This window comes from Lysinibacillus sphaericus (genome assembly GCF_000600105.1).
Lineage (GTDB): Bacteria > Bacillota > Bacilli > Bacillales_A > Planococcaceae > Lysinibacillus > Lysinibacillus sphaericus.
The window spans coordinates 4,474,431-4,486,906 of sequence record NZ_CP006837.1; the positions used below are offsets into that span (position 1 = coordinate 4,474,431).

Genomic DNA, 12,476 nt, shown 5'->3' on the forward strand with positions numbered 1-12,476 from the left:
CCTTATTTTCTGTCAATGTTAGTATATCATAATGCTTTGATTTACATAGTAGCTGTTGCTCTATTCAATTTTCCCAAGTAAGTAGTCTTCAATACCTTCAACGATAGCATCCGCCATTTTTTCTTGATATTTTTTATCGACTAATAGCGCACGTTCCTCATCATTACTGATAAATCCAGTCTCGACTAATGCGGCAGGTACTTCCGCTTTTTTCAGCAAGTAGATTTGTTTAATTGCTAACGCTTCCCGATCGGTATTTTGTAATTTCGTACGAATCGATTGCTGAATGCTATTGGCTAGCAATTCCCCATCAGCATGTCCGTCTTTATGATAAAACACCTGTGCTCCACGCCATTTTGTCTCTGGAATTGCATTGGCATGAATCGTAATAAAAATATTCGGCTGTTCTTTTGCAACAATATCCTTCCTTAAAAAGATATCTTGCTTTTTGCGTTCCCTTAGTGTGCCAAATTTTTCTGATGGCGCGTGTTCATCAATAACATCTCCATCCTGTGTACGCGTCATCACGACTGTTGCGCCCTTCTTCTTTAATTGCTTCTCCACGTGCTGAGCAATTGCAAGTGTAATGTCCTTTTCAATTACTTCGCCCTTTGAAGCACCTCCATCCTGACCACCATGTCCCGCATCAATGACAATTTTCGTGCCACCAAGTGGGTCAGGTAAGAAGAAGTTGCGGTCCGAAGCATTCGTTTCATATGCCACGACCACTATACTCATTAGCATAATTACTCCTAGTGCAAGCCAGCGCTTCACCCATATCCACCACCCTTTAGTTATAGTGTACGAAGTTCGTGTTGGAACTATGCTAGAAAGTAAACAAAAAACTCCCAAACAATTGGCTTGAGAGTTTGAAAATTTTTATTTAATTAATGAAGGCCTCTAATGTACTTCTTGCATTACAGCGTACAATCGCATCTTCCTATAGACAATTAACTTTCATCTTCCCATTTCAGCTTATTTTCTGGAGCAATTAAATCTTTAAAAACCTTGCCCTCAAAAACTAAACGATTCGCTTCTATAAAGAAATAATCTTTATTGTTGATGTGGAAGCTAAAATTTGTAGTAGATGAAATTTCTTCAATGCCTTTTAATTCAGAATCTAAACTTTCGATTGTAATTTTGTCAAAGCCATCTGGATGATAACTGATTCCTGTTAGCAATAACTCATCTCCATAATCGTAGTCATTTAAACGGAATCCCTCTATATCTTCAAGCTGACACATGTATAGGGAAAGTACTTGTTCAAAGAAAACAACCTTTTTCAACACTTCTTGTTTGTATTTTTTAGCGACAACTAATTTAACGGTTTCTCCAAAATAACCGATATCGACATTCGTCACCACACCGAACGCTGTTTCTTCCGATAGTAGTGTTTGAATTTCCTCCATTATTTTTTCATGTTCCATAATATCTCCTTCATTTAAAAGAATTCACGTTTTTTAAGGAACTAACAAATTATTAAACACTTTATTATTGATGACTAAACGATTCGCTTCCAAAAAGAAATAATCTTTATTGTTTACTTGAAAATATAAATTAGTATTTGAAGTAATTTCTTTGTTACCTTTAAATTTTGCACTTATGGTCTCCGCTTTAATTTTACCGAAGCCATAGGGGTGGTAGCTGATTTCTGATAATAATGCATCGGCTGTATCATTTAGCTCGTTTAAACGAAAGTCTTCTGCATCCTCAGACTTACACACGTACAAAGAAAGTACTTGCTCAAATAATAGTATTGTCTTTTTAATACGTTTTCTGCTTGTACTAAGCACATCTAATCTGACAGTTTCCTTTAAATAATCGATTTGAATATCAAAAAGTGCTCCAAACTCAGCTTCTGTAAATAAAAGTGATTCTATTTCTTTGAATATTTTTTCACTAACCATAGTGTCTCCCTACTTTATAATCCTTTTTATGACATAAAAAATAATGAAGCATGCGAGCAAATACTTTGTAGCAATCTTTCTCTTCTGCATAGTCATAGGAAACTTCCACATCCTTTCCCGTGTTAATTCTATTTCAAAAAACACCTGCCAAGTATTTCACTAAAAGCCTCTGCTCGACATCACAGGCTTTCTGTCTACTTTACAATTTCCGAAAGCCCTACTTTTCGATCTTCCATCATTGAAAGTGTACAAGCATCCGCTGTTGCAATGGCTTCTAAAGCGGCTTGTCCGTTTAAAAGTTTTTGAAACTCCTCGCTTACTTCCGCTCCTTGTAGCACTTGATGTAAGTACTTCATTTCTTTGTCTATTACAGAAGAAAGCCATAAAGGCGTTCTTTTCCCTGGTTTCCCATATTGGATAGCACCATCCATTTCGGAACTATTATAAATTCTTGTCCGATCGTCATCTTCTTCTTGTGTTTCATGGATAAGAAAATGCTTCTCTTTGCCATCCACCTTTAACGTTCCTTTTACATTGTACATATCCAATTTTATGTATCCCTTTGTTCCTTGGATTAAAACATAATGTTCGCCATATCGAAATGCTGAACCCCATTCTAGTAGCGCAAACTTTTTATTCTCAAATTCTAAATTGACAAAAATCATATCATCTTCATTTCCAAAATGCTCACCTCTATGAGCAACGTTTCCGCCAATCATTGTTGCTTTTTGAGGGAGCCCCCCCATAATAAATTGAATACAATCTAATTCGTGAATATGATGATATAAATGCCCACCTGATTTCTCTCTTATTTTTTTCCAAGACACTTCCGGCTGCTTTTCTTCCCAACCATTTCTTGCCGCATGACAAAACAAAATATCCCCGATTTCTCCACCATTGATTAGTTTCTTTGCATACTGCACACCATTGAAGAAATTCATAATATGACCAGCAAAAAATATCACGTTATTCTTTTTACAAGCTTCTACCATGTCTTTACAATCTTCATAGCATAAAGCGATAGGTTTTTCACAAAATACATGTTTGCCATTTTCAGCAGCCTTCACAACCGGCTCCTTATGCAAATAATTTGGCGAAGCTACAACAACACAATCCACATCTTCTCTTGTTACTAAGTCATCCAAGGAGGTTGAAACCTCTGCCTTTAACTCTACACTTACCTCTTTAGCATTCTCAGGATCATAAATGGCAACAATGTTAGCATCCTTGTTTTTTAGAATGGACCTTCCTAATTCCGCACCAAAGTATCCAGTACCCACTATTGCATAATTCACCACGAGTATTCCCTCCTAATTATTATTGATATATATCTTCCAATGTTAATATTTCAAACTTTAAAACGTTCTTTAAATGCAGCTCATTGCGCGACCAAGAATCATATTTCTCATATCCCATTATCTGTCTGATAAACTAATTTAGCAGGATTTGAACTATCTTTCGCATATACTGGAGCACTTCCTAAAGTACTAAAAACGAAAAATAATACGATAATCATTATTTTAAATGTTCCGACTTTAAACATTAAAATAACACCTCCATCTAATTATTTAACGGCACCTTCCGAAAGCCCACTTGCAATTTTATTTTGAATAAAAATGAAAAAGATAATCGATGGCAACACAACGATGACAGAAGCTGCCATCATATCTCCCCAATCCAAAATTTCCGAACCGTTTAATGATCTTAAAGCAACTGCAACGGTCATTTTGCTAGTATCATTAATTAAGATTAAGGCATACAAAAATTCATTCCATGCATTGATAAACGTATAAATGGCCGTAGCAACAATCCCAGGAGCTACGATAGGTAACACAACTCTAAAAAATATAGTAAATTTATTTGCTCCGTCAATCTGGGCAGACTCTTCTATGCCAATGGGTACTGTTTGAAAAAACCCAACTAATAGCCATACCGCATACGGGACACTAAATGATAGATAAACGATAATTAAACCAATTAGACTATTACTTAGACCAATGGTTGCCATTACTAAAGAGTATGGAATGGCTAATAATATAGGTGGGAATATATAGGTAGTGATTAATAATTTCGACATAATCGAACCCAATTTCGGAAAAAATCTCACTATTCCATACGCTGCGGTTGAGGAAATAATAATAGCAATGACCGTTGTACTTAAAGAGATTAACACACTATTTTTGATATTATCTATAAAATGTAAATCTCTAATTACGTGGATAAAATACTCTAATGTAAAGTCCTTTGGAAAAAATCTTGTTGGGAATTGCGTTAACTCACCTTTGCCTTTAACCGAGGAGAGGAAAATCCATACTAAAGGGAATACGGCAAGAATAGTAGCTATTATTAGCAAAGCATGAGACAGAAACGAACTTACAATTGTTTTTTTATTTTTAACCATTTTATTTCGACTCCTTTTCCCATTTCCTAATAATATAGAAATAAAGTAAACAAATTGTTAAAAGGAATAAAAATAGCAATACCGTTACTGCAGAGGAACGTCCTAATAGCTGTGTTCCCCAACCAAGGTTATAGGCAAAGATAGGGAGTGTCGTTGTGGCATTTGAAGGTCCCCCTCCTGTTAGTAAGTACACAATATCGAAGTTGTTAAAAATCCATATTGTTCTTAATACGACTAATAAGCCAATGACTACCCGAATATGGGGTAACGTGATAAACCTAAATACTTGCCAAGAGGAAGCACCATCAATTCTAGCCGCTTCAAATTGTTCTTGAGGAACGGTTTGTAATGCCGATAATACATTCACCATGATTAAAGGTGCACCAAACCAAATATTGATTCCTACTAAACAAACAAACGCCCACGTACTATCAGTAAAAAATGCAGGTGGATTATTCATCAATCCTAATTTGACGATTAAATTTGGCAAATAACCGTACACTCCGTTTAATATCCATTGCCATGAAAAGGCGATAACTATCGTTGGAAATGCCCAAGGTATAATAAGCAGTGTTCGATATAACCATTTAAATCGCTTTATTCTATGTATAGCTAGAGCTAAAATAAAGCCAACTAAAACTTGACCGACTAAAGAAAAGAAAGTCCATTTTAATGAATTAAAAAATGAGTTCCAAAAATCTGGGTCAGCTAATACTTTTCTATAATTCTCAAGACCGACAAATTGATAGTTCGATGATAATAAATTTTTCGTTGTAAAGCTGAAATAAATACTAGATAAAAATGGGTAGACAAATAGTAAACCGACAATTATTATTGCTGGCATTACAAATAGCCAGCGGGCGTAATCAAATTTCTTTATTAGCATATTGACTCCTTTCTTTTAAAGCAAAAAGTGAAACGCCTTTTTACTTTTGCGTGACTACTATGTCCAACGAACATTCAACTCCATTTTTCTTTCCAACATGTCTATTGAAAATCGGCAGACGATTGTGAGCAAGCAGAGCCGCATTCTTGCTAACTTAGCCGCAGATTTTTCTTTCCTTGCTTGTCCCACTTGAGTCGTCGCCTACTTATACTTTCTTCTAATTCACAGCTACTGTTTCGAATAGATCATTGAGCTTCATTTCCGCTTTTTTCGCTGCTTCCATCGGATCTGTGCCATTTGAAATAATATCTTGGAACATTTCTTCAATAATATGTCTGTTCGTCATAATACCCGCTTGAACACTTGGACCATTCTCATAGCCAATAGCTGTTCCTTCTTTTACAGCTTTAGTAATTACCTCTTCAGCATGTTCAAATTGCTTTCTTATTTCATTCTCCTTATAAGCAGGATTATCTGTAACATTATCAATCGTTGGTAACATGCCGACAGGTGTTGCATCTAAAAACTCAAGATAGTTGCCCTCTTCAAATAGCTTTTCTAAAAATGCCTTCGCGACATCAGCGTGCTTTGAGTTTTTCCAAATAACCAAAGGTACGTTGGATGTTTCAATCCCATAATCAGGATCAGCTTCATTTACTTTTGGAATAGGGTACGCATCAATAGAATTTAACAATTGTGGGCTATTAGCTTGAACGCCACCAATATGGAAACCTGAGTTGAAATCAAATGCTGTTTTTCCTTGGTAAAATAACGTAGCTTGTTGTAAAACATTGAAGTTTAAGGAGTCTTTCGGGGATATTTCTTCATACATTTTAATCCAGTATTTAATACCGTCCTGTGCAATCTTACTTGTTAAATCAGCTTTATAATCTTTCGTTAGTAAGCTTCCGCCAGCACTTCTTACATAAAAGTTGAGGAATCTTGTCGCCATAAAATCATTCGTCCCCATCGGAACAGATACTCCATAAACTCCGTCTTCCTTCATTTTCTTACTTGCTTCATATAATTGATCCCAAGTTTTGGGCACTTCTAAATTATATTTTTCCAATAAGTCAGTTCTAACCCACATTACTTGTGCATGTGAGTACAGTGGTATTGAAAAGTAGTTGTCTTGCACTTTTGCTTCATCTAATGCATTGCTATTGAATTTTTCTTTACCTATTGTGTCAATCGTATCGTTGAGCGGGATTAATGCATCTGAATTTACCATCTCTATAACTTGATTAGGTAGGGCTGTGCTTATGTCCGGTACATTTCCTGAGTTTAAACCTGTTGTCCATTTTGTATAAAAATCATTCCATGAAAATGTTTCAATTTTTATGTTTACTTTTGGATGATCCTTCATAAATTGATCTGCTGTTTTTTGTATGCTTTCTAGTCTAGGTCCTTGTGTAAATGAATGCCACATCACAATATCTCCTGATAATTCTTCGGAGGATTCTACCGATGCTTCTTCAGAGGATTCTGTCGCTTCACTTTCACTTTTAGATTTACAGCCCGCTGCTATAATAATTGAAATAAGTAGTATTGAGCAGAATAATATTTTTTTCATTTTGCTTAACCTCACTTTTTCGTAGTATTATTTAAAACGATTAAAACGCTTTCATCAACAATTGTTTTCACACCATATGCCCATAAATTTACGGATGAAAAATGCCCAAGCCAAAGTTCCAGACAAATTAAGATACATTTTTATGTTCGTTGATTGTTTAAACTTTTGTGTATAGCAGCTCCTCTTTCTAACTCCATCTTCATCTCAATAAAACTTTTACAGCCTACCTTTTTACAAAAGCGAGTTATAGTTGCAGGTGAAGTATTCAATTCTTTTGCCAATACAGTTATATTTTCATTCTGTATGCTTGTTCTCTGAATGATGTAACTCGCAATAACTTGTTCTTTTTCCGTAAAGGAATGAAATTGATCTCGCATTCTATCCAAAAGATTCATATGTATACACCCCCTATCTAAACATTCATTACATAAAAGTGCTTTCAAAATTAAAATAATATAAAAAGAAATAATTTTCAATAATTAGAATTGTATGAAAAAAATTTTCATTAATACATTTTGAATATATTTCAGATAATAGTTGTTTGTCTCAACGCTATTACAAGTAATGTAAACACCAAAAACCACCCCTCAAACACTAAAAAAGTTTTGAAAGATGGTTTTTGTACTTTTATATATTAGTCCGATTTTTTATCTTTAAATTTATTGCGTAAAAATAAAGCAATGAGGAAACAAATGAAGTAGCCTGTATATCTAAACTGTTTTGATGTAGCAAAAATTTCAGTAGTTAAGAAATTAAAAATAACAAAGCATACTAGTAAACACTTTGCAGCAACGTCTCGCTTCTTTTCCATATTCATAAGAATGTTTCCACATCCTTGTCTATTTGTTTATTCATGAAAAATGTAAATGCAGAAATAAACGTAATCCAAACAGAGGGTCAACACGTAGATTTTAACGATGTGTTCTAAATTTTAAATAAGTTATTCGGATTTTTTATATTTCAATTTATAACGTAAAAATGCTGCGATGAGGACTCCAATGATGGGTACGGAATAATTAACCAGCCTTGAAAAAGTAAATATTTCTTTTAAGATAATGAAAACGATAAAGTAGGCGAGAATAAACTTAAAAGCAAGGTCTTGCTTTTTTTCCATATTCATAAGAACATTTTCACATCCTTTGTCTATGTAATTTTTAAATCCCTAAATGCTTAGCATCTACTATTCTTTTTTTAGATTTTACTAAAGGTAGCTAATATTTTTCAATATTTCTAATAATTCAATTTTCTAAACAATTTTCTAAACACAAAAAACCCTCCCCCACAAAAGTGGGAAAGGGTTTTGAAAACGTATAGAATCGGTTGATTAACGTTTTGAGAACTGAGGTGCACGACGAGCGCCGCGTAGACCTGGTTTTTTACGTTCTTTCATGCGTGAATCACGAGTAAGTAATCCAGCTGATTTAAGTGCAGCACGGAAATCTGGGTCTACTTGAAGTAGAGCACGAGCGATACCATGACGTACAGCTCCAGCTTGACCAGTGTATCCACCACCGTTAACGTTTACGTGGATATCATAGCTTCCTGTAGTTTCAGTAGCTACTAATGGTTGTTTAATTACTTCACGTAATGCAGCGAATGGTACGTATTCTTCGATTTCACGTTTGTTGATAACAATTTTACCTGTACCTGGTACTAAACGTACGCGAGCTACAGAGCTTTTACGGCGACCAGTGCCGATGTATTGAACTTGTGCCAAAGTAATATCCTCCTCTTAATTTATATTATCCGCGAAGCTCATATGCTTCTGGTTTTTGTGCAGCATGTGGGTGCTCAGTTCCAGTGTAAACGTTAAGTTTACCGAACATTTTACGACCTAAAGAGTTTTTAGGAAGCATCCCTTTTACAGCTAATTCGATCATACGTGTTGGGTACTTTTCTAACATTTCGCCAGCAGTACGAGTTTTTAAACCACCCGCAAATTGAGTGTGGTGACGGTAAAGTTTACCCTCTAATTTGTTACCAGTTAAATGGATTTTGTCAGCGTTGATGATGATTACGTGATCACCTGTGTCAACGTTTGGTGTGAATGTTGGTTTATGTTTACCACGTAAGATTGCAGCTACTTCAGAAGCTAAACGTCCAAGAGTTTGGCCTTCTGCATCAACTACTAACCATTTACGGTCTACTTCGTGACCTTTAGCCATGAATGTTGTACGCATGTATATATCCTCCTAATCGATTCGATTACCGTTATTTTTCATTAGTCTACACTATAAGTTTCGGGGCTTATTTGTGGTGGTAATGAAAATACCATCTGTTATCATATAATGAATGACTTTTAAAGTCAAGTAATTTCATTAAACACCTGGTGAAGTTGTACAGGGTAACGTTTGGCATTTACATTGTCCCTTTCCACCTAATATTTTTTCTCTTTAAAGCGAATTGCCGCTTCTCTAAAACATACCATATTCTATTAAACAATCGACCTTAATAAAACACTTTTTCAAGGTATAAACCTTGTGGTGGCGCCGTTTTGCCAGCCTTATCGCGATTCATTGAAGCAACGACTAGCTCGACATTTTGCACTTCTCGACGTCCTATGCCCACTTCCCATAAAGTTCCGGCAATTATGCGTACCATATTGTATAAGAAGCCACTACCTTCAATCACCATATGTAGCTCTTCACCATGCCATTCAAAATCGAGCTTATGAACAGTTCGCACTTTATCTTGGACACTTGTATTCGCTGCACAGAAGCATGAGAAATCATGTGTCCCGATAATCGCCTTAGCCGCCTCCTGCATCGCTGTAACGTCTGGTTTAACCCCATTGGTCTCTACTGTGTAATATCGACGAAACGGGCTTTGTACAGGCTCACACGACCATATATAGCGATAGCGTTTTCCTGTTACACTATAACGCGCATGAAAGTCAGCTGCCACTTCCTCAATGGATAAGACACGAATATCTCTAGGAAGCTGTACATTTAACGCCTTCATGTATTTTTCTACCGGTATTGTAAGCGGCGTATCAAAATGCAGTGTTTGTCCAGTTGCATGTACTCTTGCATCCGTGCGACCACTTGCTGTTACTTTGACCTTGTTACCTTTATGCATAACGGCAAGTACACGCTCTACTTCAGCTTGTACTGTACGCTCTCCTGGTTGCACTTGATAACCAGAAAATTGCGTTCCATCATAACTAATAATTGCTTTTAATCGTCGCATCAAGCTACTCCTTTAACTTCTATAGAAAAATAATAAAACCGCCATTGCCGCGAGTAATGCAAGCGCAAATGTATCGCCCATATCCCATTTGAGCTGTCGATAACGCGTACGGCCCTCGCCACCTCGATATCCTCGTACCTCCATCGCGGTTGCTAAGTCCTCTGCACGTTTAAAGGCACTTACAAAGAGCGGTACTAACAATGGAACAACGGCTTTAATTCGGTCTTTTATTGGGCCGGAAGATAAATCCGAACCACGCGCCATTTGCGCCTTCATAATTTTATCTGTCTCATCCATCAACGTTGGAATAAAGCGCAGTGAAATGGACATCATTAATGCTAGCTCGTGGACAGGAACCTTGATTTTTTTCAATGGATTGAGCAATACTTCAATCCCATCTGTAATGGAAATTGGTGATGTTGTCAGCGTTAAAATGGATGTCATAAACACTAGTACAAGGAAACGTGTGGAAATATAAATCCCTTGGCGAACACCGCCCTCATAGATGGAGATAAACTTCCAATGAAATAGTAGGTCGCCTTCCTTGGTCATAAAAATATGCAGTAAAAATGTAAACGCCATTAAAAACAGCACCGGCTTTAGTCCATTTATTAAAAAATACAAGCGTATACGCGATACTAAAACAATGAATAACGTAAAAGCTAAGAGCATTGCATATGTTATCGTATTATTCGCTAAAAATACGATAATGATAAATGCAAATACGAAAACGAGTTTCGAACGTGGGTCAAGCTTATGAACAGGAGAATCTCCTGGCAGGAAGCGCCCGAATATCATTTTCTCCATCATGACTCTGCACGCTCCTCTCTCAATAATCGAGCCATTTCAATCGCTAGCTCCTCTTCAGTTAAACAGACCTTTGCCAAAGATGTATTAATCATCTTTTCAACTTTTTGTTGAAAGCGCACAATCCGAGGCGGCTCTAAACGAAATTGTTTCAATGTCTCAATATCCTTAAAAATCTCTCGCGGTGTTCCACTCAGTACATTTTTGCCCTCATGCATAATGATAAGATTGTCCGCATAACGAGCTGCATCTTCCATACTGTGTGTCACAAGAATTGTTGTTAAATTACGCTCTTGATGTAATGTATAAAACATATCCATAATTTCCTTTTGACCACGGGGGTCTAGCCCAGCTGTTGGTTCATCTAAAACAATAACTTCTGGCTCCATTGCTAAAACACCCGCTATGGCCACACGTCGCATTTGTCCGCCAGATAAATCAAATGGTGACTTTTCCAGCACATTTTCAGGTAAGCCAACTAGACGGACAAGTTCTCTAGCACGCGCCTCAGCCTCTGTTGCAGATACACCAAAGTTCATTGGCCCGAACATAATATCCTTTAATACCGTTTCTTCAAACAACTGATGCTCTGGAAATTGAAATACAATACCCACACGTTGGCGAACTGCTTTTAAATCCTTTGCTTTTTTACCTGCCTCCACTATGCGATCGCCTAATTGCACAATGCCCGTTGTTGGCTTTAACAGTGCATTAAAATGTTGAAGAATGGTCGATTTACCGGAACCCGTATGTCCAATAATTGCTTGGTACGTATGGGATGGAATTTCAAAATTGACATCGAATAATGCCCGTTTTTCAAAAGGTGTGCCTTGAGAATAAGCATAGCTTACTTGTTGAAGTTTGATGTCCATAAATCATTCACCAACTCTTCTTCTGTCATATGTTGTCCCATTAACGAAACACCTTCCTTTTGCAATAGCTTTGATAACTTCATGGCAAATGGTAAATCAAGCCCTAGCTCCGTTAACTTGTCCCCCAGTGAAAAAATTTCAGCAGGTGATCCTTCCGCAAACTTCTTACCATCGTTCATAAATAGTATACGATCAGCCAACATGGCTTCCTCTAAATCATGGGTAATCGATATCACCGTTAGCCCTGTTTCTGCACGTAATGTTTGGACAGTTTGTAATACTTCAACACGGCCTTGTGGGTCTAACATAGATGTGGCTTCATCTAAAATAAGCAACTTTGGCTTCAGTGCTAATGCCCCTGCAATTGCAACACGTTGCTTCTGTCCACCCGATAAATGATGTGGCTCATGATCCACAAAGTTACTCATCTTCACTTGTTCCAACGCGGCATGTACACGTTTTACCATTTCTTCAAATGGTATGCCGTTATTTTCAAGCGCAAAGGCAACATCATCTTGTACGGTTGCCCCTACAAATTGATTGTCTGGATTTTGAAACACCATGCCCATTTGTGAGCGGCATTCCCATAAGTTATCTTCATTTAGTACTTCACGTAATATACGAACGTCTCCTTGTTGCGGGAATAATAAACCATTCATTAATTTGGCGATCGTAGATTTCCCAGAACCATTATGACCAACGATGGCAATCCACTCACCTTCTTGGACGGCAAAGCTTACATTTTCAACAGCATTTCGCAGCTCTTGTTCAGGTGTATATGAAAACGTCACATTATTTAACGATAAAATTTCGGGCATTTCTAGAACTCCTCTCTACATGC

General features: G+C 36.8%; 15 protein-coding genes. All 15 read right to left on the minus strand.

Annotated elements, in window-relative coordinates:
- Nucleotides 1-60 precede the first annotated feature (60 nt).
- The gene (locus T479_RS21680; RefSeq protein WP_024364341.1) at nucleotides 61-774 is read right to left on the minus strand and encodes an N-acetylmuramoyl-L-alanine amidase; all 714 of its coding nucleotides are present in this window, start codon (nucleotides 772-774) and stop codon (nucleotides 61-63) included.
- Between the two features lie 176 nt (nucleotides 775-950).
- Nucleotides 951-1,427: a YxiG family protein gene (locus T479_RS21685; protein ID WP_025220830.1), complete on the minus strand. Its 477-nt coding sequence runs from the start codon at nucleotides 1,425-1,427 to the stop codon at nucleotides 951-953.
- Between the two features lie 33 nt (nucleotides 1,428-1,460).
- Nucleotides 1,461-1,907 carry a YxiG family protein gene (locus tag T479_RS21690; RefSeq protein ID WP_025220831.1) on the minus strand — a complete coding sequence of 149 codons (447 nt, stop codon included), beginning with the start codon at nucleotides 1,905-1,907 and terminating at the stop codon, nucleotides 1,461-1,463.
- A 194-nt stretch (nucleotides 1,908-2,101) separates the two neighbouring features.
- Nucleotides 2,102-3,205, minus strand: coding sequence for a Gfo/Idh/MocA family protein (locus T479_RS21695; protein WP_025220832.1), 1,104 nt, complete (start codon nucleotides 3,203-3,205; stop codon nucleotides 2,102-2,104).
- 107 nt (nucleotides 3,206-3,312) lie between these two features.
- The gene (locus T479_RS23860; RefSeq protein WP_158497912.1) at nucleotides 3,313-3,450 is read right to left on the minus strand and encodes a hypothetical protein; all 138 of its coding nucleotides are present in this window, start codon (nucleotides 3,448-3,450) and stop codon (nucleotides 3,313-3,315) included.
- 21 nt (nucleotides 3,451-3,471) lie between these two features.
- Nucleotides 3,472-4,308, minus strand: a complete 837-nt coding sequence (locus tag T479_RS21700) for a carbohydrate ABC transporter permease (RefSeq protein WP_024364346.1) — start codon at nucleotides 4,306-4,308, stop codon at nucleotides 3,472-3,474.
- Nucleotide 4,309: 1 nt separating this feature from the next.
- Entirely contained in the window at nucleotides 4,310-5,194 is an 885-nt protein-coding gene (locus T479_RS21705) for a carbohydrate ABC transporter permease (RefSeq protein WP_038510026.1), read from the minus strand.
- A 217-nt stretch (nucleotides 5,195-5,411) separates the two neighbouring features.
- Nucleotides 5,412-6,767 (minus strand): ABC transporter substrate-binding protein, encoded by a 1,356-nt coding sequence (locus tag T479_RS21710; protein WP_025220834.1) that lies wholly within the window; start codon nucleotides 6,765-6,767, stop codon nucleotides 5,412-5,414.
- Between the two features lie 140 nt (nucleotides 6,768-6,907).
- Nucleotides 6,908-7,162 carry a MurR/RpiR family transcriptional regulator gene (locus tag T479_RS21715; RefSeq protein ID WP_024364349.1) on the minus strand — a complete coding sequence of 85 codons (255 nt, stop codon included), beginning with the start codon at nucleotides 7,160-7,162 and terminating at the stop codon, nucleotides 6,908-6,910.
- 929 nt (nucleotides 7,163-8,091) lie between these two features.
- On the minus strand, nucleotides 8,092-8,484 hold the full coding sequence (gene rpsI, locus T479_RS21730; RefSeq protein ID WP_004233744.1) for a 30S ribosomal protein S9: 393 nt from the start codon (nucleotides 8,482-8,484) through the stop codon (nucleotides 8,092-8,094).
- A 25-nt stretch (nucleotides 8,485-8,509) separates the two neighbouring features.
- Entirely contained in the window at nucleotides 8,510-8,947 is a 438-nt protein-coding gene (gene rplM / locus T479_RS21735) for a 50S ribosomal protein L13 (RefSeq protein ID WP_024364352.1), read from the minus strand.
- Between the two features lie 268 nt (nucleotides 8,948-9,215).
- On the minus strand, nucleotides 9,216-9,956 hold the full coding sequence (gene truA, locus T479_RS21740) for a tRNA pseudouridine(38-40) synthase TruA (protein ID WP_024364353.1): 741 nt from the start codon (nucleotides 9,954-9,956) through the stop codon (nucleotides 9,216-9,218).
- A 12-nt stretch (nucleotides 9,957-9,968) separates the two neighbouring features.
- On the minus strand, nucleotides 9,969-10,766 hold the full coding sequence (locus T479_RS21745) for an energy-coupling factor transporter transmembrane component T family protein (protein WP_025220836.1): 798 nt from the start codon (nucleotides 10,764-10,766) through the stop codon (nucleotides 9,969-9,971).
- Entirely contained in the window at nucleotides 10,763-11,635 is an 873-nt protein-coding gene (locus tag T479_RS21750) for an energy-coupling factor ABC transporter ATP-binding protein (RefSeq protein WP_025220837.1), read from the minus strand. Before T479_RS21750 ends, T479_RS21745 begins: the two co-directional genes overlap by 4 nt.
- A complete protein-coding gene (locus tag T479_RS21755) occupies nucleotides 11,611-12,453 on the minus strand; it encodes an energy-coupling factor ABC transporter ATP-binding protein (RefSeq protein WP_025220838.1) in 843 nt (280 codons plus the stop codon). The genes T479_RS21750 and T479_RS21755 overlap by 25 nt, the downstream gene beginning before the upstream one ends.
- Nucleotides 12,454-12,476 lie beyond the last annotated feature (23 nt).